Raw genomic sequence first — 25,844 nt, 5'->3', positions numbered from 1 at the left:
GGATCGGCCGGTTAAGCTTTCCGGCGTGGCTGACGCACCGGTGGGGATCTTCGACTCAGGCTTCGGGGGACTCACGGTTGCGCGGGCAGTGCTCGACCAGTTGCCGCACGAGCCGATCCTCTACCTGGGCGACACCGCGCGGCAGCCGTACGGCCCGAAGCCGATCGCCGAGGTGCGCGAGTATGCGCTGGAGTGCCTCGACCACCTCGTCGAGGCCGGCGTGAAGATGCTCGTGATCGCCTGCAACTCGGCCAGCGCCGCGATGCTCCGGGACGCTCGCGAGCGGTACGACGTACCGGTCGTCGAGGTGATCCTGCCCGCGGCCCGCCGCGCGGTCGCCGCGACCCGGAACCAGCGCGTCGGCGTGATCTGCACCCGGGCGACCGCGGCCTCGCTGGCCTACGAGGACGGCTTCGCCGCCGCGCCGCAGGTGGAGCTGTTCACCCGGGCCTGCCCGAAGTTCGTCGACTTCGTCGAGTCCGGCGTGACGTCCGGCCCCGAGCTCCTCGAGGCCGCCCACGAGTACCTCGACCCGCTCGTCGAGGCCGGCGTCGACACCCTCATCCTCGGCTGCACGCACTACCCGTTGCTGACCGGCGTGATCTCCTACGTGATGGGTGACAACGTCACTCTGGTCAGCAGCGCCGAGGAGTGCGCCAAGGACGTGTACGGCGTGCTGACCAAGACCGGCCTGCTCCGCCCGGACAACCTGCCCGAGCCGCGGCACCGGTTCGTCACCACCGGCAGCCCGGCCGAGTTCGCCGCGATCGGCTCCCGCTTCCTCGGCCCGGTGCTGTCCGGCGTCGACCAGTTCGCCTGGATCCGGTGACCCTCCGCCAGAACCTTGCCGCGGACCTGCTCGTCGCGGGTGTGACGGGTCTCGCACTGGATGTTGTCCATGGCACCAGATCGAGTGTGGACGTGCGCGAAATCATTGCCAGGCAACTGGATCAGCTCTTCGGTGACGCCACCGGCTTCCCTGCGAAGCAGGCAACCCGCCGGTAATGTTCAAGCTATGAAGCTCACCGTGCTCGGCTGCTCCGGGTCCGTCCCCGGGCCGGACTCGGCCGCCTCGGGCTATCTGGTCACCGCCGACGGGTTCAACCTGATCCTGGACCTCGGCAGTGGCGCGCTCGGCTCGCTCCAGCGGCATCTCGCCGTACCGGAGATCGGCGCGATCGGCCTGTCCCACTTGCATCCTGACCACTGCATGGACCTGTGTGGCCTGTACGTCTCGGCCAAGTACGCGCCAGGCTCCCCGATCCCGCGGATCCCGGTCTACGGCCCGCCCGGTACGGCGTACCGGATGGCGCTGGCCTACGACCTGCCGCTCGACCCGGGGATGGAGGAGGAGCTGGAGTTCCACAGCTGGAAGGACGTTCAGCAGATCGGGCCGTTCACGGTGCGCACCGCGTCGATGGTGCACCCGGTGCCGGCGTACGCGATTCGTGTTGAGCACGGCAACAAATCGCTCGTCTACACCGGCGACACCGGGCCGAACGAGGCGCTGGTCGAACTCGCCCGCGGCGCCGACCTGCTGCTGTCCGAGGCCGCGCTGCAGGACAACAACCCGCGCAACCCGACCGACCTGCACCTCACCCCCGCCGACGCCGGCGAACAGGCCAAGAAGGCCGGCGTCAAACGCCTCGTCATCACCCACGTCCCACCCTGGTACGACCGCGACACCCAAGCCGAGAACGCCCGCAAGACCTACCCCGGCCCGGTCGACGTCGCCACCCCCCATGCCGTTTTCGACATCTGACGGCGTCCGGCTCTGGAGCACGACCACGGGTACGGCGACCTCCGCCGCACCCGTCGTGATCCTGCACGGCGGTCCGGGCCTCTGGGACGACTACGCCGTCCTCGCGGAGATGCTGGACGACCTGACCGTCGTCCACCGCTTCGACCAACGCGGCTGCGGTCGCTCAGGCCCCTCGGACGTGCAGACGATGGCGCGGCTGGCGCAGGACATCGACGAGCTGCGCGCGTACTGGGGGCACGAGAAGATCGTGGTCGTCGGGCACTCGTTCGGGGCGACGCTGGCATTGGTCTACGCCGCGTCGTACCCGTCGTCGGTCGCCGGTGTCGTGTATCTCGACGGGGTCGGGGTCGGTGACTGGCGTACGGCGTACGACGTGACGCAGCGGCGGCGGATGACGCCGGAGCAGCAGGCGCGGCTGGAAGCGTTGGGCGCCGCGGACCGGTCGGCTGACGAGGAGATCGAGTTCCGGGTGCTGTCGTGGTTCACCGACCACGCGGACGCCTCGAGGGCGATGGAGTGGGCGCTGGAGAGCGCTTCGGTCGACCTGCCGATCAACTTCGCGGCGAACAATGCGCTCGGTGCCGAGATCAAGTCGTGGCCGGCCGACTACGTGGCTGGGCTGGCGGCGGGGCTGCCGATGCACGTGACCTACATCCACGGTGACGGGGATCCGCGGCCGGCGTCCGCCGTACAGGATCTGGCCGCCCACACTCCGCGGCACACCTTCCACCTGATTCCCGGCGCCGGCCACTCGCCGTGGCGCGAGCAGCCGGACCTGGTGCGGGAGGTGCTGCGGACGGCGCTGCGCTAGACAAACTCCGGAACTCCGTACGCGCCGGTGCCGTGGTCGGTGTCGTGATGGCCACCCACGAGATGACGCCTGACCTGTCCCCTGCCGGACAGCCTTCGACTGATGGATCAGGCCTTCGAGCACCTGCAGGCGGGGTTGCCGCTATAGCTCGGTGATGGCGACCGACATGGTCGCGCCGGGGATCGGCATGGACAGCGCCTCGGCCTCGATCGCTGCTCGGTCGCCGGGGGAGAGGGGTTTGACGGCTCGGACGTCGACGTCGCCCTTCCGGCGGCCCCAGGTCCCGACGAGTCTGCCGTCCAGCATGAGCCCGTTCGGGTGGAACGTGTCGTGCAGATGGATGCGTGGCTTCTGTCCCGGAGCGATGAACAAACCGTGCTTGTCCTGGCCGAACAGCCGCAGTTCCGGCGCTGCCAGGAACCGAACCCCGGTCGCCTCCGGTGCGGCGCGCACTGCAGCTTCGTCCGCCGTACGAATCCAGCCCTGCCGGCCTTCGAGGTCGACCGGCATCAACTCGCCGGCCAGCTTCCGCCAGACCTCGGCCGCATCCGGCTTCGACAAGCCCGCCCACCACGCGAACGCCTCGACCGTGGTCGGTCCGAACGCCTGCACGTGCCGCCGGCACAGCTCTAGGTGCGCGTCCCAGAAGTCGATCGCGGGCCGCGGAACCTCCCGCACGTACAGCGCACTCGTCGTCCACCGAAGCGCCAATCGCCCGCTCCCGCACGAACCCCGCAGCTCCGGCCCACGTCCACCCCGATGCTCTCCACCGGCCAGGTCACGGCAGATCCGGTCGGCCTTCTCCTCGATCGCCTTCCGCTCCGCCGGATCCAACGGCAACCGCCCAACGGTGAAGACCCCGAAGTCAGCCTCCGGCAACACGTACACGGCCCACCGCGGACTGTAGGTCTGAATCAGCCCCGGACTCTCCCAAGCCCCCGCCTCGCACCCGTCCACCCGCGCATGCAACCCCACCAACGCATCCCGGGGAGCCGTGTCCTGCAAGCCAAACCGAGCCGCCTGCACGTAGCTCCCGACCGGCAACCGCACCCCCAGCCGATTCACCGACAACCGGTACCGAACAGCCTGCTCATAACTGACTGAGAGCCCTCGAGACATAGAAGATCTCTAGCCGCCAAGCGGGTCAGCAGGCGCTGTGGAGCGGGGTGTCGCCTGGTTGGAGGTTGAAGTGGGCTGCGGCGGAGGCGTTGCGGATGACCAGTTCCAGGTAGCCGGTGCCGGAGCTGCCCGGGATCAGGCCGGGGGTGTTGCGGGGGACGGCCGTGAGGTGCGGGTAGCAGGTGACGTCGGTGATCGTGGTGGCGCCGGTGGGGGTGCGGTGAGTGATGGGGAGGGTGGCTCCGAGGGCGAAGCCGGCTTCGGATGGGAGGCAGTTGAGTTTGCAGTTGCCGAAGTTGTCGATGACGCTGACGGTCGGCGGCTCGTCCGGGGTGAGCGGTACGACGGTTGGCGTCGAGGCGACCGGGCGGTCGTCGGCGACCCACCTGGCGAGCAGCGGCAGGTACCACAGGCTGCGGAACTGGGTGTCCGCGATTGTGTCCACGTCGGCGGGCGTGAGGTTCGTCCACGTTGCCGACGACAGGACCTCGCGGATGTCCGTGACGAACACCTTGTCGACGTCGAACTCCCGCCGTACCAAGGCCAGGGCCCGTGGGTTGAACGTGCTCGCGACCAGGTGCCGGCCGAACCAGAAGTAGCAGAACGGCACGCCGTTGGGCCACGCGCCGTCGCGGGGCGCGATGTTGAGCAGCGTGATGGTGGGATGGCCGTCCTCACCGAGGGACTGCGTCGATCTCAGACAGTCCAGCAGGGTCAGGGCCGCGAAGGCCTCCGGGTCGGGACCGTCGGCGGCCACGATGGTCGGGGACTGGCCGAACAGCGCGCCGATGCGGGTGCTGAGCCGGGCCCGGGCGTTCCCGACGGAACAGTCGGTGATGTAGGTGATCGGGTACACGATTCTCCAAGGACGTTTGCAGCCGGAACGAAAAGAGAGAGGCCCCCGACGCGTCGGGGGCCTCTCTCGCTGCAAGCATCAGTGCGTGCGCCGCTAGAGTCTTCCGCATCGAGGGCTCAGCATTCGCATGGCGGCGTACACGGTCACGGACGCGATGGTAGCACTACCGCGTCTGACCGCCGTCGAAATAGGCGACCAGGGCGGGATCCAGGGCCGGGATGTCGATCGGGGTGCCGTGCTCGCGCAGGGACGTGGTCGCGGCGTACCCGGCGGCGACCGCGGCGCGGGCCGCGATCGGGGAGGTGAGGGTCGCGCCGCCCTCGCGGACGAACCGGATGTACTCGTCGACCAGCCGCGGGTCCGCCCCGGCGTGGCCGCCGTCGGCGTCCGGGATGTCGACCACCAGGTCGGCGTCGTCGCGGTACCCGGACCGCTTGCTGTTCCACACCTTCACCACGCCACCCGGGCCGTCTCCGAAGTTCTCCAGCCGGCCCTCGGTGCCGATCACGGTGTAGTTGCGCCAGTAGTCCGGCGTGTAGTGGCACTGCTGGTAGGTGAGGTAGACCCCGTTGTCCAGCAGGAGGTTCGCCATCGACAGGTCCTCGACGTCCATCACCGGAGCCATCCCCTTCTGGGACAGCGGCGGCCAGTTCGACTCGGACACGAAGTCGGCGAACCGCTGCCCGGACCGGTCCAGCCGGTCCTCGATCCCGCCGTACAGGGTGAGCGCGCCCATCGCGTTCACCCGGGTCGTGTAGCCGCCGGCCAGCCAGTGCATCACGTCGATGTCGTGGGCGCCCTTCTGCAGCAGCAGGCTGGTGGTACGGCGCCGGTCCGCGTGCCAGTCCTTGAAGTAGAAGTCCCCACCGTGGCCGACGAAGTGCCGGCACCAGATCGCCTTCACCTCGCCGATCGCGCCGGACTGGATCAGGTCGCGCATCGTCAGTACGACGGGCATGTGCCGCATGTTGTGGCCGACGTACAGCCTCGAACCGCTCTCGTACGCCGCCTGCAGCACCCGGTCGCACCCGGACGTGGTGATCGCCAGCGGCTTCTCCACGAACACCGCGACGCCGGCCCGGAGAAAGTCGATCGCCGGGTCCTCGTGCAGGTCGTCCGGGGTGGTCAGGAAGACCCCGTCGAGCTTCTGGTCGAGCAACTCGCTGTGGTCGGCGTGCGTGGTGGCGTCCGGGTACTGCGCCTGCGCGGCGTCCCGCTGCGCGGCGGCCGGGTCGGCGAGGGCCACGACCTCGGATCCCTCGCCGGGGCGGTGGGCATAGTGCGCGATGCGGCTCCGGGCCCCGAGGCCCACCACACCGAACCGAAGATCAGTCATAACCAGGCAACTCCTGCACATAGTTGTTTGCAGCACCCTAACTCCGAGCACTTCCGTCCTTCAATCACCCTTCCTCCAGCTGGAATTGCCCCAGTCGTCATCCGGGCAACACCAGCGGCTCGACCGGTGACGTCACCATGACGGAATGTGAGCCTCCACTACGTGGCACTGGGGGACTCGACCACCGTGGGTGTCGGGGACCCGATGAACGGCAGTAGCACGACCGACCTTGCCGGTGCCGGCGCGCGCCCGGGCGAGGGGTGGCGGGGCTGGGCCTCGCTGCTCGCGGACGCCTTGGCCAGCTCCCACCGTGTGACGTTCGCCAACTTCGCGACCAGCGGCGCCACCGCGACCGCGGTCGCGACCGACCAACTGCCCGACGCGGTGTCGACCGGGGTTCCGATCGACCTCGCCTCCCTGATCGTCGGCGTCAACGACACCCTGCGCTCCACCTTCGACCCCGGCCGGATCCGCGACTGCCTGCACCTGTGCGCCGAGCAGCTGACCGCACGCGGCGCGCTGCTGCTCACCGTCCGGTTCCACGACCACGGCCAGGTGTTCGGGTTACCGGCCTGGCTGCGCCGGCCGCTGTGGCAGCGGATCGAGCAGGTCAATCTCGCGTACGACGACCTGCACGCGAGGTACGGCGGGATCCGGCTGGACATGGCCGACTACCCGGAGGTGTACCGCCGGGACTTCTGGAGCGTCGACCGGCTGCACCCGGGGGAACGCGGTCACCGCCGGCTGGCCCGCGGGTTCGCCGACGAACTCGCCCGGCGTGGCCTGCAGATCGCCGTACCGCCGGATCTGGACTGCGCCTACCGGCCGCCGAGCCGGTGGGCGGACGCGGTCTGGATGGTCCGCGAGGGTGTGCCCTGGCTCGGCCGCCGGGCGGGCGATCTGACCCCCTGGGCAGCCCGGATGGCAGTGAGCCAGCTGAAGCCGGCCACCAATGCGGAGGTGCGGCGCGCGGAGGCATAGGGTCGGGGGCATGGCGCGTATCGATGGACGTACTCCCGACCAGCTTCGGCCCGTGACGCTGACCCGGAAGTGGCTCGACCACGCCGAGGGCTCGGTGCTGGTCGAGTTCGGCCGCACCCGGGTGCTGTGCGCGGCGAGCGTGACCGAGGGCGTGCCGCGCTGGCGGAAGGGCTCCGGGCTGGGCTGGGTCAGCGCGGAGTACGCGATGCTGCCGCGGTCGACCAACACCCGCTCGGACCGCGAGTCGGTGAAGGGCCGGATCGGCGGCCGCACGCACGAGATCTCCCGGCTGATCGGACGTTCGCTGCGGGCCGTGATCGACTACAAGGCGCTCGGCGAGAACACCATCCTGCTGGACTGCGACGTGCTCCAGGCCGACGGCGGCACCCGGACCGCGGCGATCACCGGCGCGTACGTCGCCCTCGCGGACGCGGTCTCGTACCTGCGCGACCGCAAGCTGCTCAAGTCCGAGCCACTCACCGGCTCGGTGTCCGCGGTCTCGGTCGGCATCATCGACGGCGCCCCGATGCTCGACCTCTGCTACGAGGAGGACGTCCGGGCCGAGACCGACATGAACCTGGTGATGACCGGCGAAGGCAAGTTCATCGAGGTGCAGGGCACGGCCGAGGGCGCGCCGTTCGACCGCTCCGAGCTGGACAGCCTGCTGGAGCTCGGTACGGCGGGATGCTCGGAGCTCACCAAGCTGCAACTGGAGGCGCTCGCGTGAGTCGCGTTCTGCTTGCGTCGAACAACAAGAAGAAGCTCGAGGAGCTGCGCCGGATCCTGACCCCGATCGTGCCCGGTATCGAGGTGCTCGGGCTGGGCGACGTACCGCCGTACGACGAACCGGCCGAGACCGAGCCGACGTTCGAGGGGAACGCGCTGCTGAAGGCGCACGCGGCGATGGCGGCGACCGGGCTGCCGTCGATCGCGGACGACAGCGGGATCTGTGTCGACGCGCTGAACGGGATGCCCGGCGTGCTGTCGGCGCGCTGGTCCGGGCCGGCCAAGGACAACCACGCGAACAACGTGCTGCTGCTCGGCCAGCTCGAGGACGTCCCGGACGAGCGGCGCGGGGCGTCGTTCATCGCGGCCGTCGCGTTCGTCCGGCCGGACGCCGAGGACGAGATCGTGATCGGCGAGATGCGCGGCCGCGTCATCCACGAGCTGCGCGGCACCGGCGGGTTCGGGTACGACGTGCTGTTCGCCGCCGACGGCTACGACCGGACGACGGCGGAGCTGTCGATCGAGGAGAAGGACGCGATCAGCCACCGGGGCAAGGCGTTGCGCGCGCTCGCCCCGATCGTGGCGAAGGCGCTGGGAGGGTAACCATGTTGTTCGCCGGATCGGATCGCGACGGCGTCGCGGACGGCAGGATCACCGCGGCGTACCGGCGCTGGGCCGAGGCGCGCGTGGTCGAGGGCCGGATCTACCGCACCAACGCCGGCCGGATCGAGATCGACAGCGTCCGCGAGGTCAACCCGGACCTGATCGCCGACAACGACGAGGACGTGGCCGCCGCGGACCGCCGGAACGCGAAGGACGTGCGCCGCCGGCTGCGCGGCAACGAGGACTGGCCAACGTTCCTGATCAGGTTCCACCTGGTCGAGGGCCCCGACCCGCGCGAGCAGCTCGCCGCCCAGTCGACCCTGACCGCCGCGGACCTGGAGGACCTGACCGCGCGCCTGGAGAAGTTCGACTCGCTCAGCAACCACGGCCCCTGGACCACGGCCACCCTGCGCCTGATCCAGGCCAAGCCGGCCACCCGGGCCGCCGACCTCGCCGCCGAGCTCGGCCGCGAGACCGCCCCCTTCAAACTCGACGTCCGCAAGCTGAAGAACCTGGGCCTCACCCACAGCCTCGAAGTCGGCTACGAGCTCAGCCCCCGCGGTACGGCCTACCTGGACGCACACACATCTGAGGGGTAGCGCGCGGTTTCTGAGGGGTTGTCTCCGATGTGGGGGTAGGGGCTGGAATCCGATCGTGAGATCAAGCGGCGAATCCGCCGCGGATCTCACAGGAGGAATCATGAACCGCAGGTGGTCAGCCCTCGCACTGTCCGCAACCGCAGTGGGCGCGTTCGCGTTCACCGCCACCGAAGCCGCCGCCGACCCGCATCCCGACCGGGAGATCACCGCTGTCGCGACGGATCCGCCCGGCTGGCCGGACGAAGGTACCGGCTATCCGGCCGACGGCGCCAAGGTCCCGGAGTACAACTACCCGAACTACGACCCGGCGTACGAGCAGCAGTACCGCGACCCGAGGTACGGCGTGACGCCCGTGCAGGACACGCCCGCTGCCCAGGTCAGCAAGGCCGACACCGGAGACACCGCGCTGCAGGTGGGCGCCTCCGCGCTCGGCGCCGCCGGACTCGCCTTCGGCGGAATCTGGATGCTCCGCCGGCACCACCGCGCCGCCGCCTAGGCGTATCTGGAGGAGGGGGACCAGCTGTCCGGCGGGCCTGCACGCCGGACAGCTGGTACAGACAGGCCAGACCGGCTGGCGCAGACTGAACTCTGTGAGAGGGGGAGCAGCCGGTCTGGCGGGTCGGGTCGAGGAAGCGGAGGTCCTCGCATCCGCGATCCGGGGAGCAGCCGAAGGGCGGCCGTGCGCGGTCTTCGTGCATGGTGAGGCAGGCGTGGGGAAGACCCGCCTGGTCCAGGCCGTCTGCGCCGAGGCCGCGGACCGCGGCGTCGTCGTCCTGTGGGGACGCTGCGTCCGCTTCGGCGCGGTGGATTCGCCGTACGGTCCGCTGGTCACCGCACTGGAGGGTTGGGTCGAGTCGGCCGAACCCGCTGAGGTGACCGAGGTGCTCGAGGCCGTCCCGGCGGCGGGCGAGTTGTTGCCTTCGCTGGGTGGCTTCGCCGACGACCGTGAGGTCCGGCTGTTGTCCGTGGTCGATGCGCTCGTGATGGCGATTGCGGCGCGCCGGCCGGCCGTTCTGGTCGTGGACGACGTGCAGTGGGCCGATCCGGCGTCCCGCGACGCACTCGCCTACCTGGTCGCCGGATTCCGCCGGCAGCGGCTGGCGGTCCTGACGACATGTCGCGACGAGGAGCTTGGCACCGGTCATCCGATGCACAGCTGGCTGGCGGATCTGCGCCGGCTGCCGGCGGTGAGCGTCGTACGGCTGGACAGGTTGAGCTGGGACGAGACCGAGCAGCAGGTAGCCATGTTGCTCGGCGGGCGTCCACATCACCACCTGGTGGACGACGTCGTACGACGGTCCGACGGCAACCCCTATCTCAGCGAGCTACTCCTCGAAGGAGTTCCGGTGACCGCCGACGAACTGCCCGCCGGTCTGCCGGCCGAGCTGAGCGGCGCGTTGCTTGCTGCCTGGCACCGGCTCCCGGCGACGGCGCGCGAGGTCATGCGGCTGCTCGCGGTCGCCGGACGGCCGACCTCGATCGACGACCTCAGGGAAGTCGCCTCGGCGCACGGCATCGGTCCCGGCGCGGTGACCAGCGCGCTGGCCGAGGCGACCGACACCGGGATCACCGTCACGCAGGGTGCGGGCCTGTGCTGGTTCCGGCACTCGCTGCTGGCCGAGGTCCTGTACGCGACCTTCGTGCCCGGCGAGGCCGAGTCGGTGCACGCCGCCTGGGCCAAGACGCTGGCAGCCCGTACGGCGACCGGCCTTGACGAGGTCCAGCGACAGGGCGATCTCGCGCTGCACTACGAGGCCGCAGGTGACCTGAAGGCCTGTTTCGAGGCGTCGCTGCGAGCGGCCGACCTGGCCAGCGGGATCAAGGCACGGCGTGAGGAGGCGGGCCACCTTCGTCGGGCGGCAAGCCTGTGGTCGACGGTCAACAGGGGCAAGGTGGACGACGAGGTGCGCCTGCTGGAGCGGGTCGCGCGGGCGAACGACCTCGTCGGCGACGGCGAGGCGAGCTTCCAGGCGTGGAGCCGCGCGCGCGAACTCGTCGACGAACGCACAGCACCCCTGCAGGCCTGCCGGCTGCTGAGGCGGTGGGCGGACTCGGCCTTCGCGACGGGCCGAACCCGCGGGCGCCCGATCGCCGAGGCGGAGCACGCGGTCGAGCTCAGCCGGGACTTCCCCGACAGCGAGGAGTACGCCGAGGCACTCGCGTACCTGAGCTGGTGCCAGTGGTGGAACAACGAGCTCGAACTGTCCGCGACGTACGCCGAAGAGGCCGTGCAGGCGGCTCACCGATCGGGCGCGAAGGCAGCCCTCAGCCTTGCGTACGCCGCCCGCGGCAACGCGGACCGCCTCGGTGAGCGCGCGGACCAGGACACCGCCACCGGCTTGGGGTTCGCCGAGGAGACCGGCGACCCGGAACTGATCTGGCGGATGCTCGTGATCCGCCAGAACTACCTGAGCCGGCGCGGCCGGGTGACCGAATGCATCGAGCCCACCAAGCGATTCCTCGCGTTCGCCCTCAACGCCGGGGCGCAGTCGGTCGCGGTGTTCGCGGCCGGACTGCTGTCCCATCACCTGTTGATGTTCGGGCGGTTGCAGGAAAGCGCGCAGGTCATCCGGGAGGGTCTTTCCCTGGCGGGTCTGCCGAATGCGGCCGCGATGGTCCGCCTGAGTGCGGCCGCGTTGGCGGTGCGGCAGGGAGACACGGACGTCGCGGGCCAGCACCTCGAGCGGGCGAAGGAACTGATCCCGGGACTCGAGAGCCGGGTCGGCCTGTTCTCGCAGCCGGTCCTGGCGGAGTACTTGCTTGCCACCAGCCGGGCCGGGGAGGCGCTCGACCTGCTGTCGCGCACGATCGGCGCGCAGAACGTCGACACCCGCGACGCCGACGAGTTGTTGGTGTGGGGAGCACGCGCCGCGGCCGAGCTGATGGGGACTGCGAGGGACCGGCAGGACCGCGATGCCATGCAGACGACCCAAGTTGCCTTCGACGACCTCCGCGCGGCGCGTCAGACAATGCAGCCTGCGGCGTTCGAGCCCGGTGGACCCGATGACCTGATCCAACCGGCGATGCGGGCGTTGTTCACGGCGTTCGAGTCGTCCACCTCGGCTGCCTGGGAGGACGCCGTACGGCGGTGTGCCGTCGCGGGACTGCGCTGGGACGAGGCCGTCGCCTCGTGGCGGTGGGCACAGGCGCTCCTCGACGAAGGAGCCGCCCGGTCGGTCGTCGCCGTACCGCTGCGCTCTGCGCACCGGTTTGCGAGCGAGGTCGGTGCGCAGCCCCTGCTGGACCAGGTCGAAGCCTTGGCTGCACTCGGTGGCGTTCCGCTGCAGGAGCCGACTCGACCCGTACCGGACGAGGCGCCGGAACGCCTGCGTTCATTGACGAAGCGGGAGCACGAGGTGCTCTCCTACCTGGTGGTCGGCCGGACGTACGGCGAGATCGCGAAGGCGCTGTTCATCAGTGAGAAGACGGTCAGCGTGCACGTGTCGAACCTGCTGCACAAGACCGGTACGTCGTCCCGTCACGAGGTGGCCGCACTGGCGGTCCGGCTCGGCCACCCGCCGACGGACTAGCCGCCGTCCTCCAGTCGGCCGAGCGCGCGGCGGGCAGTGCGGTCGACGGACGCCGGTCGGCCGACGGCTGCGCCGTACAGCGGGATCTCGGCGCCGAGCTTCAGCAGACCGGACAGTTCGTCGTCGAGGAAGCCCCCGAGGTTGACCACGCCCAGGTCGAGACCGGTCGCCGCGAGTACGACGTTCTGCGCGACGTGACCCGCTTCGAGCAGCAGATAGCGGTGCCCGCGGTCACCGTATTTGTCCATCGTGCGCGCGGACAGCACCAGGACGACGGCAGCCTCGGCAGCCCACGGCTGGTCCAGGAACAGCCGACTGACCAGGGTCGCGGGGACTGCGCTCGCGCGGACTCGCTCCAGGCCGTCCGCTAGCGGGACGTAGTGGTAGATGCCGGCGGGCAGGTCGTCGACGCTGCGCACGATCACGCTGAGCTCGAGCGGGTACAGCCCGCCGCCGGACGGCACCGCTCGATCGACCACGTAGAGCGGGCCGTCGTCGGTCACGCCGGTGCTGCCGTACCCGGCCCGCAGCAGCGTGGCGAGCTCCGGGAAGCCGATCGGCCGGTCCTGAAACGCGCGGCACGACGCCCGGTCGCGGATCAGGTCGGCCAGTGGCAGGTCGAGCTTCATGCCCGGCGGCAACGGGATCCACGGTGCCGTCGGGTCCTCGCGTCCGGGCGTGGGAAAGTCGGGCATCTCAGGCCAACGGGTGCGGGGCGAGGTTGAGCTCGTCCAACCGGGCCGGCGTCGGGCGCAGGCCGAGCCGGGCGGGCATCTCCAGCAACCGGGACCCGCCCAGCCGCGCTTGGTTCGCGCCGAACCAGATCGGCACGAAGCCCGGCACCAGACCGCGCACCACCCGGACACCAACCGCCTCGACATCAGGCGGCGTCACGTCCACCGCGAGCACGTCCGACGCCACCTCGGCCAACGACCGAACGAGCGCCTCCAGGCTGTCGTCGCCAGGGGACGCGTCCGGCCACGACAACCGCGGGCTGTCCCGAAGGAACCCCAGGCCCTCGGCAGCGGGATCGGCGTACACCAGGTCGTGGTCGTCCAGCGTCGCGACCTTGGCCGGTACGGCGGCCAGCTCGGCCATCCGAGCCCGGACAGCCGGCAACCGGAGCCGACTGCGCAGCAACGGTCGAACCTGCGCCACCTCCAGCACTGCGGACCGAGCAGCGACCACCGGGTCCATCGCAGCAGCGGCCCCGACCACCGCGGCCGGTGCCCGGTCGGACCACGCCACGGCGAGTACGGCGGTTGCAGCCGTGTCGGTCGGGAGCAGATGCACCGTCAGGTCGACACCACGCCGTGCATGGGTCGCGGCGATCCCGCGGACGACCTCGTCGGGCACGTCGGAGGCTGCCACGCAACGGCCAGCCAGCTGATGCGTCCAGGCGATCGCGAACGCGTCCCGCTCGACGACCTCCAGCAACGCCCGCCGCGTGGCGCTGTCCCGATCCGGCCCAGCCGCGAACCCGTTCGACGTGGCCGGGAACAGCGCGGTCGGGGACCGGTAGCCCAGATGCGTTGCCAGCAAGGGGATCCAGACCTCCTGGCCGGTGACCAGCGACTGCGCCGGCACCCACTCCAGCTCGGTCTCCGGCCGCCACGGCTGGAACGGCAGGTCGTCGTACTGGTGGTCGGCGAACAGCACCAGGTCCCGCGGGTGCAGGCCGGGGCGGTCCAGTCCGTCGTACGTCGAAGTGAGCTTGCGCTCGGGTCGCCAGGTCATCGCGGCGTACCGCTCGAGGGCCTCGCCGAGTGCGCCGTCGCGAGCCGCACGCCGGGTCCAGCCCTTGCCGGTGCAGGAGATGAACGCGTCGCGGCCGGTGCGGAAGTGAGCGTTCGCCAGCTCGGCACGCACGATGTACGGCCGCTCCGGCTCGTCGACGTCCTTCGGCATCACCTCCAGGACGCGAACGACCCCGGACAGCCGATCGACCGTCCGCCGTTCGACGTCGTCCATGTCAGTGCGGACCGCAGCCGATGGTCGCTGGACCTTCGCACACGCCGGACAGTCCGGGCGGGGCAGCACCGGATGCAGTTGCTCGGCGCCCGTCCGTGCGTCGAGCGTCAGCACACCGCCAGCTAGGTCCGCCTGCAGCGCACGAGTGACCATCGGCAGCAGGGCGGGCGGCACGGGCCGGGCCGCATCCGGTGCGCGACGGGCGTCGAGCTCTTCCTCGACTGCCATCGCTGCCGCGAAGTCCTGCTCACACGCGAGCGCACGCATCCGCCAGCACAGGTAGCACGGACCCGCACCGGCCAGCACCAGCGGACCAACGGTCGCCCTAGGTCCTCGTACGGCGACGTGCAGCGTCGGCACGCCCAGCCGCAGCCCGATCGTGTTCACCCAGGAGTGCAGCACCGGAAGCGCGCCGTCATCGGCAGCGATCACCAGATCGGCGCCCGTCATCACCGCCGGCAACTCGTCGCGCTGCTCCGGGTACGGCGCGCGCACCCGGTGGGCAGGCGGATTCGGCGACCCGGCCAGGGCCGCAATGAGCTCCGGATGACCGATCAGGGCGACATGCGTCCCGGACAGCCGCCCGGGCGAAGTCATTCGCCGAGGTTCGCGAACCGCTGGACGGCGCCGGCGTCGTGCTCGCCGATCCCGCCCTGCTCACCTGGTGTCTCGAAGATGCCCATCATGGCGCAGCGCAGCCCACCGAGATGGGCCGACGAATCGAGCCCCGAACCCGTGTCCCCGGCCAGGATGTCCCGGACCTTGACGTAGGCCTGCCACTCCTGTTCGGTCACGGTGTCCAGCCCGTCCTTCATGGCCTGGACCTTCGCCTTCAGGTCTTCCAGCTCCTGGACAGCCATCGTTCCCCCTCCCGTCGTCCCCAGTCGCAGTATCGACCCGGGGCGGACGGCAGCTCAAGGTGCCAGAGGCGGGACTCGAACCCGCACGCCCGGGGGCACCGGCACCTAAAGCCGGCGTGTCTGCCGTTCCACCACTCTGGCTGGAGGAGTCGCCTCCCCGCAGGACATCCTAGGGGAGGCGACTCGGCGTCGTGGTCAGCGGCTTTGCAGGGCGTCGATGAAGACCTGGCGCAGGTCGCCGGGGTTGCGGGCGACGTAACTCTGGCCGCCGGTGGCCTTGGCGAGCGCGCGGAGCTCGTCGGCGTTCGCCTCCGGTCCCATGCCGAGCGCGATGATCCGGACCGGGCGGGCCGGGTCGGTCAGGCTCTCCAGGGTCTTGACGGTCTGCTCCAGGGTGGGGCTGCCCGGGTCGTCGTTCTTGCCGTCGGTGAACAGCAGGATCGAGTTGACCGCGCTGGAGTCGTACTGCTGGCGGACCGCCCGGACGGCCGCGATCGCGGTGTCGTACAGGCCGGTGCTGCCGTTCGGGATCGGGCGCTGGATCTTCAGGTTGTCGAGGATCTTCTTGCGCTGCCGGTCCGACAGCGGCGCGATCGGGACCAGCTCCTTGTAGTCGGCGTCGTCCGGCCCGATCTTGGTGGAGAACGTCCACAGGCCGAGCGAGGCGCTGTTCGGGAACAGCGACAGGCCGCCGCCGGCCGCCTCGATGGTGAGCTGCATCCGGGTCTTGGCGCCGACCTTCTCCGCCATCGAGCCGGAGATGTCGATCACCGCCAGCGAGTGCGTGGACAGCGACAGCCGGGTCCAGGTCAGCAGCGTCTTGTCGATCATCTCGCCGTTCGGCTTCGGCAGCTGGGTGACGTCACCGACCCCGCGGCCGCCGCTCAGCGGGCTGAGCTGCGCGTCCCGGAAGCCCAAATCGTCCCGGGCCTGGCCGGACGAGTCGGTCAGCAGCTCGGCGGCGAGCGACTTGGCGGCGTCGGTCGCCTGCTGGGCGTCGGACTTGGCCGTGACCACAACCGGGTAGTCCAGCACCAGAGTGCCGGTGGACGGCACGATCGCCCGCAGCTGGGCGTCCGGGTGGGCGTCCTGGTACTTCACGAAGGTCTGCTCCGACACCGGCACGACGACCTTGCTGCCGTCCTGGTCGGCGCGGCCGAGCAGGGCGTTCGGGTCGGTGTACGGCTTGGCCATCGAGCCGAGCCGCTGCGCCAGCGGTACGACGACCGACGCGACCTGAGTGTCGGACGCCGACGTCCGCTGCCGCTCCGACTGGATCGCGAGCAGCGACAGCGCGCCGGGCGACGTGCTCAACGGGTCCAGCAGGGCCGGCTCGGCGCCGCCGAGAGCGCGCAGCCAGGACGAGGTGTCGGCGAAGTTGGTGTTCCGCCCGACCAGCACCAGCGGTGAGGAGGCGACGGACGGTACGGCGACGGTCGGCACGCTCTGGCCGTCGTCGGCCTGGGCGACCCAGAGCGAGGAGTCCGGGATCCACAGGTCGGGACGGTTGTCGCTGTTGGCCGCGATGTCCTGGGCGACCTTCGCCGAGGGGGACGCGCTGATGGTGAACTGCAGACACGGAGTTCCGTCGTCGCCGCCCTTGCCCGCCAGCGACTTGGCCGCCGACTCCAGTGCGGGCTGCAACTCGGGCGTGGTGCTGAGCGAGATCTGCGTGGGATCGTCGCACGACTGGCTGCCGCCGCTCAGGAAGCCGTCGGCTCCCGCCTCGGATCCGAAGGACCGGACCACGAACACGGCGCCCAGCGAGATCACCAGAAGCCCGACCGCGGTGATGTACACCGATCGACGGTTGTTGTTACTTCGCGTCACCGCAGAGGAATGTTTTCCCATCGCGGCAGGTCCCTCCCTCCCAGAGGCTGACTGCGCGCGCAGATTACCCGGTTTCGGCTGGTCACGGCGAAGAACGCCGTGGTTCCGGACACACCCCGGGACGGACCGCAACGGGACGCTGGTGGGTGCGGGAGTACCGGTCTTTCACAGGAACCCTGAAAAACTCACCGACGGTAGTGCGACGGCTGCGGTCCGCTGAGATCGACGTGTGATCCAAATCACACTGGATCGCCTACTCAAACGACCGTTCCATGGACCAGTTGCATGAAACGGTCGAAGGTTTCCCTCCGCTGAGGTGACCGGGCAGGTTGCTCGGTAACGGTGACCCGGAGGTCAGGCTCAGAGACCCAGGTCGCGGCGGAGCTTGGCGACGTGGCCGGTCGCCTTGACGTTGTACTGCGCCACCGCGATCTTCCCGTCCGGGTCGACGACGAAGGTGGAGCGGATCACGCCGGTGACCTTCTTGCCGTACATGGTCTTCTCACCGAACGCGCCGTACGCGGTCAGCACCTGCTTGTCCGGGTCGCTCAGCAGCGGGAACGTGACCGCGTCCCGCTCGCGGAACTTGGCCAGCTTCGCCGGCTTGTCCGGGGAGATGCCGAGGACGGCGTACCCGGCGGCCTGCAGCGAGTCGAGCGAGTCGCGGAAGTCGCAGGCCTGCTTGGTGCAGCCCGGGGTCATCGCGGCCGGGTAGAAGTACACGATCACGTTCTTGCCGCGCAGGCCGGCCAGCGAGACCTCGTTGCCGTCGGCATCCGGCAGGGTGAAGTCGGGTGCGGTGTCGCCGACGGACAGACGTTCGGACATCAGGGCCCCTCCACGGATCGGTTGACTGTCCGCAATGTTACGTGCGGGATAACTGAGGAGCGTTCCGGGTGCGAGCGCGGCCGGACTGGGTGAAGATGCGCAGATGAGCCGCGCACCGTCCCGCCCCGCGGGCCCTCAGCTGTTCGACGGGTACCTCGACCCGCGGCGTCCGCACGCCGGCGCGTACGACGAGATGTTCGACCCGGTCGACGGGGTCCGGACGGCGTACAAGCGGTTGCACGACTCGCTCGAGCCACTGCAGCCGGGCGACCTGACTGCCCGGTCCGAGGCGCTGGACCGGGCGCTCGTCGACCAGGGCATCACGTTCAGCCTGTCCGGCCAGGAGCGGCCCTTCCCGCTGGACCTGGTGCCGCGGGTGATCACGGCCTCGGAGTGGTCCCGGCTGGAGCGCGGCATCGTGCAGCGGGTCCGCGCGCTGGAGGCGTTCCTGGCCGACATCTACGGACCGCAGCAGATCGTCGCGGACGGCGTGCTGCCGCGGCGGCTGATCACGTCGTGCGAGCACTTCCACCGGCAGGCGGCCGGGATCGCGCCGCCGAACGGCGTCCGGATCCACGTGGCCGGGATCGACGTGGTCCGCGACGAGCAGGGCGACTTCCGGGTGCTGGAGGACAACCTGCGCAGCCCGTCCGGGGTGTCGTACGTGATGGAGAACCGCCGGACGATGGCCAGGGTGTTCCCGGATCTGTTCGCCAAGCACCGGGTCCGCGCCGTCGGCGACTACGCCGTCCACCTGCTCCGAGCCCTCCGAGCGGCCGCTCCACCGAGTGCGACCGACCCGAACGTCGTCGTGCTCACGCCGGGCGTCTACAACTCGGCGTACTTCGAGCACTCGCTGCTGGCCCGCCAGATGGGGGTGGAGCTGGTCGAGGGGCGCGACCTGTTCGCCCGCAACAACGTGATCTACCTGCGGACCACCGAGGGCGAGCAGCGGGTGGACGTGATCTACCGGCGGATCGACGACGACTTCCTGGACCCGGTGCAGTTCGTGCCGGACTCCGTGCTCGGTGTCGCGGGCCTGGTGAACGCGGCGCGGGCCGGCAACGTGGTGATCGCCAACGCGATCGGCAACGGTGTCGGCGACGACAAGCTGATCTACACGTACCTCCCGGAGATCCTGAAGTACTACCTGGGTGAGACTCCGCTGCTGCCGAACGTCGACACCTACCGCTGCTGGCTGCCGAACGAGCAGACCGAGGTGCTGGACCGGTTGGACGAGCTCGTCACCAAGCCGGTCGAGGGCTCCGGTGGCTACGGCATCGTCTTCGGACCGGATGCCTCGCCGAAGGAGCTGCTGGCTCAGCGGCGCCGGATCAGGGCCAATCCGCGCGGCTGGATCGCGCAGCCCGTCGTACAGCTCTCCACTGTGCCGACCAAGGTGGGTGAGCGGCTGAAGCCGAGACACGTGGACCTGCGGCCGTTCGCGGTGAACGACGGCGATGACGTGTTCGTGCTGCCGGGTGGACTGACCCGGGTCGCCATTCCCGAGGGCAGCCTGATCGTCAACTCGTCGCAGGGCGGCGGGTCGAAGGACACCTGGGTGCTGGCGCCCAGAGCCTCCGGCGAGGACGCCGAGCTGCGCGGCCGCGGGCTGGGTGCGACTGGCGTCAAGTCCGACGAGGCCTCGACGCCCGAGCAGGGGCCGGAGCTGAACATCGCCCAACAGCAGCAGCAACAGTGATGGGGAGGTGCTGACGATGCTCGCACGCAACGCCGAGTCGCTGTACTGGATCGGCCGGTACGTCGAACGCGCGGACGACACGGCGCGGATCCTCGACGTGTCGGTCCATCAGCTGCTCGAGGACGCGACGGTCGACGCCGACACCGAGAGTCGCACACTGCTGTCGGTCCTGGGCATCACGCCACCGGACGGCACCCACTTGGACGTGTGGGGCCTGACCGAGCTGGTCGCGATGTCGCCGGAGACCGGATCGATCGTGTCGTCGATCGGGAGTGCCCGGGAGAACACCCGCGTGGCGCGCGAGGTGGTGTCCAGCGAGCTGTGGCAATGCATCAACGCCATGTGGAACGCCGTACCCGAGCGGCAGCGGGCTGCTCGCCGGGTCGGGCCGCACGAGTTCTTCACGTTCGTGGAGGACCGGGCCGCGATGTTCGCCGGGCTGGCGGACTCCACGATGAGCCGGGACGACGGCTGGCGGTTCCTGGTGCTCGGCAGGTCGGTGGAGCGGGTGGACATGATCGTGCGGCTGCTGATGTCCCGGGTGGGCGACAAGCCGACGTCGCCGGGGTGGGTGACCGTCCTGCGCTCTGCGGGTGCGCATGACACGTACCTGAGGACGTATCGCGGGGCGCTGGACGCCTCGCGCGTGGTGCAGTTCCTGCTGATGGACAGGCTGTTCCCGCGGTCTGCGTTCCACGCACTGACACAGGCCGAGTCCTGCCTGGAGGCGCTCGACCGCGGGCCCTCTGCCCGGATCGGCGCCGGTGCTGAGGCGTCACGGCTGCTGGGGAAGGCGCGGAGTGATCTGGAGTTCCTGCGACCGGCTGAGCTGCTGGACGACCTCACTGGCCGGCTGCAGGCGTTGCAGACCACAGTGCGCGAGGTCGGCGAGGCCGTGTCGCGGCAGTACTTCCATGCCGTGCCGTGGATCGAGTGGAACAACGCGGAGGTGAACCTGTGAAGTGGCGTCTCCGGGTGGTCCATACAACCGGCTACCGCTATGCGACGGCAGTCAGTCAGTCCTACAACGAGGCGCGGCTCACCCCGCGCAGCGACGACCGGCAGAACCTGATGGTCGCCCGCCTCGAGACCGTCCCGGCGACCAGGGCCTACAAGTACACGGACTACTGGGGCACGGAGGTCAACTCGTTCGACCTGTACACGCCCCACACCGAGCTGAAGGTCGTTGCCGCGTCCGTGGTGGAGACGACCGAGGAACCCGCGCCGACCGTCGACGCCGGCTGGACGCAGATCCGGGCAGAGGAGAACCTCGACCGGTACGCCGAGTACCTCGAGTGGACGACGTACGTGCCGAAACACCGTGAGCTCGCCGCGGTGGCCCGGTCGCTGCGCAAGGGCCGTACGCCGCAGCAGACCGTGCTGGCGGTGTCCAAATGGGTGCACGACACGCTGAAGTACCAGCGCGGTACCACTGGCGTGCACTCGTCGGCCGTCGATGCCTGGCAGGCCGGAGAGGGCGTGTGCCAGGACTACGCGCACCTCACGCTCGCCATGCTGCGGGCGGTCGGCGTACCGGCGCGATATGTGTCCGGTTACCTCCACACCAAGCCCGACGCAGCCGTCGGCGAGACAGTCGTGGGTGAGAGCCACGCGTGGATCGAGGCGTGGACCGGGGAGTGGTGGGGCTTCGACCCGACCAACGACATCCCGATCGGGCACCGGCACGTCTGGGTGGCCACTGGTCGCGACTACGGCGACGTGTCCCCGCTGAAGGGCATTTACTCCGGCGGCGCGGCGACTGCAATCGAGGTGACCGTCAACATGACCCGGTTAGCCTGAGCGCATGCGGGCGATGACAGTCACGACGGGGCAAGCTGACTCAGCCGCGGTAGGAGAGGTGGAGGAGCCGCCCGACTCGGACGGTTCGATCCTGGTCGAGGGAATGCTCACCGGGATCTGCGGCACGGACGTGGAGCTGGTCTCCGGCGGGTTCGGCCGGGGACGGCCGGGCTCCGACCAACTGGTGATCGGCCACGAGTCGCTCGGGCGGGTCCTGGAGGCTCCGGAAGGCTCCGGCTGCAGCCCCGGCGACCTGGTCGCCGGTGTGGTCCGCCGGCCCGACCCGGAGCCCTGCCCGGCCTGTGCGCGCGGTGAGTGGGACTTCTGCCGCAACGGCCGCTACACCGAGCGCGGCATCAAGGAGATGGACGGGTACGGCGCCGAACGGTGGCGAGTCGACCCGTACTTCGCCGCCCCGGTCCCGCAGCAGCTAGGGCACCTCGGCGTGCTCGTGGAGCCGGCCAGCATCCTCGCCAAAGCGTGGGAGCAGGTCGACCGAGTCGGATCGCGCTCTTGGTACGGGCCGGAGCACGTGCTCGTCACCGGAGCGGGTCCGATCGGCCTGCTCGCGGCTCTGATCGCCACGCAGCGCGGGTACGACGTCCACGTGCTGGACCGGGCCACGGAAGGGCCCAAGCCCGAGCTGGTCCGGGAACTCGGCGGCACCTACCTCACCGACCTGGCGGACCTGGGTGTCATGCCGGACGTGGTGATCGAGGCGACCGGCGCCGGGCAGGTGGTGTTCGACTGCGCCGAGCTGCTCGCTCCAGCCGGTGTGATGTGCCTGACCGGGATCTCGCCCGGTCCGGCGACCATCGACGTACCGCTGGACGCTCTCAACCGCCAGCTGGTCGTCCGCAACGCCGCCCTGGTGGGTTCGGTGAACGCGGCCAAGCGGCACTACGCGGACGCCGTCGACATCCTCCAGGCCGCCGACAAGGCCTGGCTGGAGCGGATGATCACGCGGACCGTGCCGCTGTCGGAGTGGCCGAGCGCATTGGTCCGGGAACCGGAAGACATCAAGGTGGTCGTCGACTTGCAGGGATGACCTGCGAGGATGGACTCAGCAGGGCCCGCCCGGCCATCCCGGGGCAGGTCCAGGAGACGAAGGGAGTGTCGACAGGTGCCGGACACGCAGGCTCGGACCGCCGAGCAGATCGAGGCGGACATCGCCGCCACCCGCGCGCGCCTGGCCTCGACCGTGGACGCGCTGGTCGACCGGGCGCATCCCAGGAACGTTGCCAAGCGGCAGATCGAGTCGGCGAAGGCCCAGGTCTTCGACGAGCGCGGCCAGCTGCGGACCCAGAAGATCCTCGCGGTCGGCGGCGCCGCGGCCGGCGTGGCCGGCGTGGTCGCCGTGCTGCTGCTGATCCGCCGGCTGGTGGGCCGCCGGTGACTCCTCGCAAGCGGCTCTCGGACGACAAGCTGCCGATCCGGATGCTGCACGACCGGGTGCTGGTCTCCCTCGAGCAGGAGGGTGAGCGGAAGTCATCGGCGGGCATCCTGATCCCGGCCACGGCCCAGATGGGCCGCCGGCTGGCCTGGGCGAAGGTGGTCGCGATCGGAGCCAACGTGCGGACCGTCGAGGTGGACGACCGGGTGCTGTTCGACCCGGAGGACCGGGCCGAGGTCGAGGTCCGCGGTGACGACTACATCCTGCTCCGCGAGCGCGACCTGCACGCGGTCGCGGCCGGCCGCCTCGAGGACGGCCAGACCGGCCTCTACCTCTGATCGAGGCCGTACAGGCGGACGGCGTTCTCCCGGGCCCACAGCGTGGCCACGCGTACGGCGTCGTCCGTAGACCAGTCGTCCTGCTCCACGAAGCCACCGAGGACAGAGCTGACCGCACGCCGCCACAGCGTGGCGCCGAGGAAGTGCAGCTCCGCCGGACCCGACGCGTCCGATGAGTAGAGCAGCTTCGCGAACGGCGCCAGCTCCAACCCCTCGGCCAGTACGGCGGCCGCCCGCGCACCGACGTACATGGTGGTGAGCCCGAGGTCCAGGTGGACGTGAGGGAACACATGTGCGAGGTAGGCCGCGTTGCGGTGGTACGGATAGCAGTGCAGCAGCACCACCCGCGTGCCGAGCGGCTCGACGAGACGCAGCCACTCGGTCAGCAGCACCGGATCGGTTCGGTGCAGCTGCAGATCCGTGTCGCCGAGGCCGACGTGCAGCTGGAGTGGCAGCCTGCGTCGCGCGCCAGTCCACAGCAGCCAGCGCAGCAGCACGGGATCAGCGACCCGCTCAGCACCCGACGCGTACCACCGATCCAGAGCGGCTAGTAGGTCGGCACGACTCGGCTCAGCCGGGTCGAAGTCGAACCCGTACCGATAGGCCACGATGCTCTTCAGCCCGACCGCCCCAGCAGTCCGCTCCTCCAACCGCCGCACCAGCGCATCAGGTACGGCGGCCACATCGGACTCCTGCGTGGCGACGTACTCGAGCTCGGACTCCAGCCGCACCACCTCGTGCGCGCGGGAGCCACTCAGGTTCGCCAGCTCGTCGACATCGGTGACTGCACCGCTCGAGTAGCCGGTGTCGACCAGGTAGTCGCTCACGCGGGCGGCACGCAGGAACAAGCTGTTCACGTCACCCGCGTGGGCACGGGCGGTCAGATACTCGTCCGCTGACGCGTGTGGAGCCAGTCCCAGCAGCGGAGCGCAGTACCGGCGGATTGCCAGGCCCAGCTGCGAGTCGAAGGTCGACATCCACGGCGGGACGGGCCGGTCGGACTCGGTGATCAGCTGCTCGAAGCCGGCCTGGTCGAGCGGTCCTTTGACGGCGCCGTGCACGTGGTGATCCACCAGCTCCAGGCCGTCCACGTGTTCAGGCAACATGGCTGCTCAACCGGAAGCGCGAAGGGACCGACGCCTCGCCGGTCACGAGGCCACGGACGAACTCGCCGACCAGCGGCACGAACTTGAAACCCTGCCCGCAGAACCCGGCCGCGACTGTGATCGGCCCGACCCGGTCGATGACGAAGCTGTCCGTCGGCGTGTTGTCGTACAGGCACCTGATCGCGGTCGACCTGGTCGTGTCCAGGCCGGGGAACCACTCCTCGACGTACCGCACCAGCCGCTTGTCCCGCTCGGGCTCGACCTCGAAGTCGCGGGTATCGGGATCGACAACCACCCCCGAGCTGTGCAGCCCGACCTTCACGCCGGACCCGGCCTCGAACAGCCCGTAGGCGTCCGGACCCCAGTGCACGAAGGAAGGCCAGTCCGAGTCGCCGGACACCGGCTCGAAGAACCGCGGCTGCTCCTGCGTCACCTGGAACGGCGGCAGCGGCACCAGCCCGGTCAGCAACTTCGGCGCCCACGCACCGGCCGTCACCACGACCTGCCGCGCCTGCACAGCCCCACCAGGTACGTCGAGCTCGACCACGTCGCCCTCGATCCGCATGGCCTGCACCGGCGACAGCTCCCGGAACTCCGCGGCCGCCACTCGCTGCAGCGCACGGACAGTCCGGTCGGCGTACAACCGCCCAGAGCCCGGCTGAAACAGCACAGGGGTCTCGAAGCGCATGCCCGGCCACCGCTCCGACGCCTCGGTTGCCGTGAGCACCTGTCCGGTCGGGTGCAGGGCCCGGAAGGTCTCGACGGTGCGCTCGTCGACGCCGTGGTCGAGTCCGCCGGTCACCTCGAACAGCGTCTCGCCGGACTCGTCCTCCAGCGCCCGCCACAGCCCACGCGCCTGCTCGGTCAGCTGCGCGACCTCGGCGTTGTCCGCGGCCGGCCGGAACAGCCGTGTCCCGCCGTGCGACCCGCCCCGCACATGCCCGAGCTCGTACTGCTCGAGTACGACGACCTCGCGCCCGGCGGCCGCCAACGCGCGCGCAGCCGCCGATCCCATCGCGCCCGCGCCGACCACTGCCACGTCGTACGTCATTTCATCCGGCCCTCGTCGTCGTACCGGGCTCGCATCAAGTCCTCGACCGCCTGGTGGTCGGAGCGCGGCGAGCCGTGCAGCGCGGCCATCGTGCTGACCCGATCGCCTTCGGGCCGGTTCTGACCCATCTTCACCTTCGCGGACACTTGGTCGACCCGCAGGGTGAACGCCTGCAACTCCGGCAGCAACTCGTTCGTCCGGTCCCGCGCCCACTCGTCGCCCCGCCAGCGCGCGTCCGGGTCGGTGGGGTTGAGCGCCTCCTCGTGGTCCTTGACGAGCCGCGCCAGGTGCGCCCGGACGGCGTCCGGGTCGTCCAGCGGCACCGCCTGCCCACGCAGCTCGATCGCGACGAAGTTGTACGTCGGCAGGCCCCGGCTCGCGTACCACGCCGGGCTCACGTACACCGACGGCCCGAGCACGCTGACCAGGATCCGGGCACGCTGCCGGACCGACTCCGCGAACGGGTCGCGGGCGGCCACGTGGGCGACGATCTCCAGGCCGTCGTCCCGCCGTACCTGGACCGGGACGTGCGCGATCCGCAGGTCGGGCTGGTCCGTCACCAGCGTGGCGAACGGCTGCGCCTCGATCAGCCGGACCACCTCGTCCAGGTCGGGCTCCGCGTAGTCGGGGGCGACGTACATG

Annotated in this window: 27 protein-coding genes and 1 tRNA gene; 16 read left to right on the top strand and 12 right to left on the bottom strand. The window is 70.2% G+C overall.

Features of this window, described 5'->3' with window-relative positions:
- The first annotated feature begins 25 nt into the window (after positions 1–25).
- From murI to ACWCOV_RS01660, 4 genes are read left to right on the top strand one after another with little or no spacing between them, the layout of a single operon-like run.
- Entirely contained in the window at positions 26–829 is an 804-nt protein-coding gene (murI, locus tag ACWCOV_RS01675) for a glutamate racemase (protein WP_360472023.1), read from the top strand.
- Entirely contained in the window at positions 826–1,005 is a 180-nt protein-coding gene (locus tag ACWCOV_RS01670) for a hypothetical protein (RefSeq protein WP_449827280.1), read from the top strand. Before murI ends, ACWCOV_RS01670 begins: the two co-directional genes overlap by 4 nt.
- A gap of 10 nt (positions 1,006–1,015) precedes the next feature.
- Positions 1,016–1,762, top strand: a complete 747-nt coding sequence (locus tag ACWCOV_RS01665; protein ID WP_449827279.1) for an MBL fold metallo-hydrolase — start codon at positions 1,016–1,018, stop codon at positions 1,760–1,762.
- Positions 1,743–2,573: an alpha/beta fold hydrolase gene (locus ACWCOV_RS01660; RefSeq protein ID WP_449827278.1), complete on the top strand. Its 831-nt coding sequence runs from the start codon at positions 1,743–1,745 to the stop codon at positions 2,571–2,573. The genes ACWCOV_RS01665 and ACWCOV_RS01660 overlap by 20 nt, the downstream gene beginning before the upstream one ends.
- A gap of 141 nt (positions 2,574–2,714) precedes the next feature.
- On the opposite strand, the gene ACWCOV_RS01655 is transcribed toward ACWCOV_RS01660, so the two are convergent.
- The 3 genes from ACWCOV_RS01655 to ACWCOV_RS01645 all read right to left on the bottom strand — a co-directional run bounded on the left by ACWCOV_RS01655 (position 2,715) and on the right by ACWCOV_RS01645 (position 5,884).
- Positions 2,715–3,461 carry a DNA glycosylase AlkZ-like family protein gene (locus ACWCOV_RS01655; protein WP_449827277.1) on the bottom strand — a complete coding sequence of 249 codons (747 nt, stop codon included), beginning with the start codon at positions 3,459–3,461 and terminating at the stop codon, positions 2,715–2,717.
- Positions 3,462–3,717: 256 nt separating this feature from the next.
- A complete protein-coding gene (locus ACWCOV_RS01650; protein WP_449827276.1) occupies positions 3,718–4,548 on the bottom strand; it encodes an SAM hydroxide adenosyltransferase in 831 nt (276 codons plus the stop codon).
- 163 nt (positions 4,549–4,711) lie between these two features.
- The gene (locus tag ACWCOV_RS01645) at positions 4,712–5,884 is read right to left on the bottom strand and encodes a Gfo/Idh/MocA family protein (RefSeq protein WP_449827275.1); all 1,173 of its coding nucleotides are present in this window, start codon (positions 5,882–5,884) and stop codon (positions 4,712–4,714) included.
- Between the two features lie 147 nt (positions 5,885–6,031).
- Here ACWCOV_RS01645 and ACWCOV_RS01640 point away from each other — a divergent pair, with 147 nt between their 5' ends.
- The 6 genes from ACWCOV_RS01640 (at position 6,032) to ACWCOV_RS01615 (ending at position 12,323) form a co-directional block, all read left to right on the top strand.
- Complete coding sequence (locus ACWCOV_RS01640) at positions 6,032–6,865, top strand: SGNH/GDSL hydrolase family protein (protein WP_449827274.1); 834 nt, start codon at positions 6,032–6,034, stop codon at positions 6,863–6,865.
- Positions 6,866–6,875: 10 nt separating this feature from the next.
- Positions 6,876–7,592 (top strand): ribonuclease PH, encoded by a 717-nt coding sequence (rph, locus tag ACWCOV_RS01635; RefSeq protein WP_449827273.1) that lies wholly within the window; start codon positions 6,876–6,878, stop codon positions 7,590–7,592.
- Positions 7,589–8,194: an RdgB/HAM1 family non-canonical purine NTP pyrophosphatase gene (rdgB, locus tag ACWCOV_RS01630; protein ID WP_449827272.1), complete on the top strand. Its 606-nt coding sequence runs from the start codon at positions 7,589–7,591 to the stop codon at positions 8,192–8,194. Before rph ends, rdgB begins: the two co-directional genes overlap by 4 nt.
- Before the next feature lie 2 nt (positions 8,195–8,196).
- A complete protein-coding gene (locus ACWCOV_RS01625) occupies positions 8,197–8,793 on the top strand; it encodes a hypothetical protein (RefSeq protein WP_449827271.1) in 597 nt (198 codons plus the stop codon).
- Positions 8,794–8,893: 100 nt separating this feature from the next.
- Positions 8,894–9,289: a hypothetical protein gene (locus tag ACWCOV_RS01620; protein WP_449827270.1), complete on the top strand. Its 396-nt coding sequence runs from the start codon at positions 8,894–8,896 to the stop codon at positions 9,287–9,289.
- A 94-nt stretch (positions 9,290–9,383) separates the two neighbouring features.
- The gene (locus ACWCOV_RS01615) at positions 9,384–12,323 is read left to right on the top strand and encodes a helix-turn-helix transcriptional regulator (RefSeq protein WP_449827269.1); all 2,940 of its coding nucleotides are present in this window, start codon (positions 9,384–9,386) and stop codon (positions 12,321–12,323) included.
- Here the strand turns inward: ACWCOV_RS01615 and ACWCOV_RS01610 are convergent.
- The 6 genes from ACWCOV_RS01610 to bcp all read right to left on the bottom strand — a co-directional run bounded on the left by ACWCOV_RS01610 (position 12,320) and on the right by bcp (position 17,812).
- Complete coding sequence (locus ACWCOV_RS01610) at positions 12,320–13,018, bottom strand: SagB/ThcOx family dehydrogenase (protein ID WP_449827268.1); 699 nt, start codon at positions 13,016–13,018, stop codon at positions 12,320–12,322. The two genes, ACWCOV_RS01615 and ACWCOV_RS01610, sit on opposite strands and share 4 nt — an antisense overlap.
- A gap of 1 nt (position 13,019) precedes the next feature.
- Entirely contained in the window at positions 13,020–14,891 is a 1,872-nt protein-coding gene (locus ACWCOV_RS01605; protein WP_449827267.1) for a TOMM precursor leader peptide-binding protein, read from the bottom strand.
- Positions 14,888–15,154, bottom strand: a complete 267-nt coding sequence (locus tag ACWCOV_RS01600; RefSeq protein ID WP_449827266.1) for a hypothetical protein — start codon at positions 15,152–15,154, stop codon at positions 14,888–14,890. The genes ACWCOV_RS01605 and ACWCOV_RS01600 overlap by 4 nt, the downstream gene beginning before the upstream one ends.
- 60 nt (positions 15,155–15,214) lie before the next feature.
- A tRNA-Leu gene (locus tag ACWCOV_RS01595) sits at positions 15,215–15,295 on the bottom strand.
- 54 nt (positions 15,296–15,349) lie between these two features.
- On the bottom strand, positions 15,350–16,954 hold the full coding sequence (locus ACWCOV_RS01590) for a substrate-binding domain-containing protein (RefSeq protein WP_449827265.1): 1,605 nt from the start codon (positions 16,952–16,954) through the stop codon (positions 15,350–15,352).
- A gap of 390 nt (positions 16,955–17,344) precedes the next feature.
- Positions 17,345–17,812, bottom strand: a complete 468-nt coding sequence (gene bcp / locus ACWCOV_RS01585; protein ID WP_449827264.1) for a thioredoxin-dependent thiol peroxidase — start codon at positions 17,810–17,812, stop codon at positions 17,345–17,347.
- A 103-nt stretch (positions 17,813–17,915) separates the two neighbouring features.
- Between bcp and ACWCOV_RS01580 the strand changes: the two genes are divergently transcribed.
- The 6 genes from ACWCOV_RS01580 to ACWCOV_RS01555 all read left to right on the top strand — a co-directional run bounded on the left by ACWCOV_RS01580 (position 17,916) and on the right by ACWCOV_RS01555 (position 23,045).
- Positions 17,916–19,514, top strand: coding sequence for a circularly permuted type 2 ATP-grasp protein (locus tag ACWCOV_RS01580; RefSeq protein WP_449827263.1), 1,599 nt, complete (start codon positions 17,916–17,918; stop codon positions 19,512–19,514).
- Positions 19,515–19,530: 16 nt separating this feature from the next.
- Positions 19,531–20,475, top strand: coding sequence for an alpha-E domain-containing protein (locus ACWCOV_RS01575; protein WP_449827262.1), 945 nt, complete (start codon positions 19,531–19,533; stop codon positions 20,473–20,475).
- The gene (locus ACWCOV_RS01570; protein WP_449827261.1) at positions 20,472–21,314 is read left to right on the top strand and encodes a transglutaminase family protein; all 843 of its coding nucleotides are present in this window, start codon (positions 20,472–20,474) and stop codon (positions 21,312–21,314) included. The genes ACWCOV_RS01575 and ACWCOV_RS01570 overlap by 4 nt, the downstream gene beginning before the upstream one ends.
- A gap of 58 nt (positions 21,315–21,372) precedes the next feature.
- Positions 21,373–22,362, top strand: coding sequence for a glucose 1-dehydrogenase (locus ACWCOV_RS01565; protein ID WP_449827260.1), 990 nt, complete (start codon positions 21,373–21,375; stop codon positions 22,360–22,362).
- A 75-nt stretch (positions 22,363–22,437) separates the two neighbouring features.
- Complete coding sequence (locus ACWCOV_RS01560; protein WP_449827259.1) at positions 22,438–22,710, top strand: DUF3618 domain-containing protein; 273 nt, start codon at positions 22,438–22,440, stop codon at positions 22,708–22,710.
- Complete coding sequence (locus tag ACWCOV_RS01555; RefSeq protein WP_185759412.1) at positions 22,707–23,045, top strand: GroES family chaperonin; 339 nt, start codon at positions 22,707–22,709, stop codon at positions 23,043–23,045. Before ACWCOV_RS01560 ends, ACWCOV_RS01555 begins: the two co-directional genes overlap by 4 nt.
- Here ACWCOV_RS01555 and ACWCOV_RS01550 read toward each other — a convergent pair.
- Genes ACWCOV_RS01550 through ACWCOV_RS01540 form a run of 3 tightly spaced genes read right to left on the bottom strand, consistent with a single transcriptional unit; the run spans position 23,036 to position 25,843 of the window.
- The gene (locus ACWCOV_RS01550; RefSeq protein ID WP_449827258.1) at positions 23,036–24,151 is read right to left on the bottom strand and encodes an amidohydrolase family protein; all 1,116 of its coding nucleotides are present in this window, start codon (positions 24,149–24,151) and stop codon (positions 23,036–23,038) included. The two genes, ACWCOV_RS01555 and ACWCOV_RS01550, sit on opposite strands and share 10 nt — an antisense overlap.
- Positions 24,141–25,202: an FAD-dependent oxidoreductase gene (locus tag ACWCOV_RS01545; RefSeq protein WP_449827257.1), complete on the bottom strand. Its 1,062-nt coding sequence runs from the start codon at positions 25,200–25,202 to the stop codon at positions 24,141–24,143. Before ACWCOV_RS01545 ends, ACWCOV_RS01550 begins: the two co-directional genes overlap by 11 nt.
- Positions 25,199–25,843, bottom strand: coding sequence for an FMN-binding negative transcriptional regulator (locus ACWCOV_RS01540; protein ID WP_449827256.1), 645 nt, complete (start codon positions 25,841–25,843; stop codon positions 25,199–25,201). The genes ACWCOV_RS01545 and ACWCOV_RS01540 overlap by 4 nt, the downstream gene beginning before the upstream one ends.
- Between the last annotated feature and the right edge of the window lies 1 nt (position 25,844).

This window comes from Kribbella sp. NPDC002412, assembly GCF_053592935.1.
This window is presented reverse-complemented; position numbering and strand designations above follow the sequence as displayed.

Bases quoted from the DNA above. Each gene is read 5' to 3' on its own strand.
- ACWCOV_RS01665 (WP_449827279.1), top strand. From the start codon at position 1,016: ATGAAGCTCACCGTGCTCGGCTGCTCCGGGTCCGTCCCCGGGCCGGAC.
- ACWCOV_RS01660 (WP_449827278.1), top strand. From the start codon at position 1,743: ATGCCGTTTTCGACATCTGACGGCGTCCGGCTCTGGAGCACGACCACG.
- ACWCOV_RS01645 (WP_449827275.1), bottom strand. From the start codon at position 5,884: ATGACTGATCTTCGGTTCGGTGTGGTGGGCCTCGGGGCCCGGAGCCGC.
- rph (WP_449827273.1), top strand. From the start codon at position 6,876: ATGGCGCGTATCGATGGACGTACTCCCGACCAGCTTCGGCCCGTGACG.
- ACWCOV_RS01625 (WP_449827271.1), top strand. From the start codon at position 8,197: ATGTTGTTCGCCGGATCGGATCGCGACGGCGTCGCGGACGGCAGGATC.
- ACWCOV_RS01620 (WP_449827270.1), top strand. From the start codon at position 8,894: ATGAACCGCAGGTGGTCAGCCCTCGCACTGTCCGCAACCGCAGTGGGC.
- ACWCOV_RS01610 (WP_449827268.1), bottom strand. From the start codon at position 13,018: ATGCCCGACTTTCCCACGCCCGGACGCGAGGACCCGACGGCACCGTGG.
- ACWCOV_RS01605 (WP_449827267.1), bottom strand. From the start codon at position 14,891: ATGACTTCGCCCGGGCGGCTGTCCGGGACGCATGTCGCCCTGATCGGT.
- ACWCOV_RS01600 (WP_449827266.1), bottom strand. From the start codon at position 15,154: ATGGCTGTCCAGGAGCTGGAAGACCTGAAGGCGAAGGTCCAGGCCATG.
- bcp (WP_449827264.1), bottom strand. From the start codon at position 17,812: ATGTCCGAACGTCTGTCCGTCGGCGACACCGCACCCGACTTCACCCTG.
- ACWCOV_RS01580 (WP_449827263.1), top strand. From the start codon at position 17,916: ATGAGCCGCGCACCGTCCCGCCCCGCGGGCCCTCAGCTGTTCGACGGG.
- ACWCOV_RS01575 (WP_449827262.1), top strand. From the start codon at position 19,531: ATGCTCGCACGCAACGCCGAGTCGCTGTACTGGATCGGCCGGTACGTC.
- ACWCOV_RS01550 (WP_449827258.1), bottom strand. From the start codon at position 24,151: ATGTTGCCTGAACACGTGGACGGCCTGGAGCTGGTGGATCACCACGTG.
- ACWCOV_RS01545 (WP_449827257.1), bottom strand. From the start codon at position 25,202: ATGACGTACGACGTGGCAGTGGTCGGCGCGGGCGCGATGGGATCGGCG.
- ACWCOV_RS01540 (WP_449827256.1), bottom strand. From the start codon at position 25,843: ATGTACGTCGCCCCCGACTACGCGGAGCCCGACCTGGACGAGGTGGTC.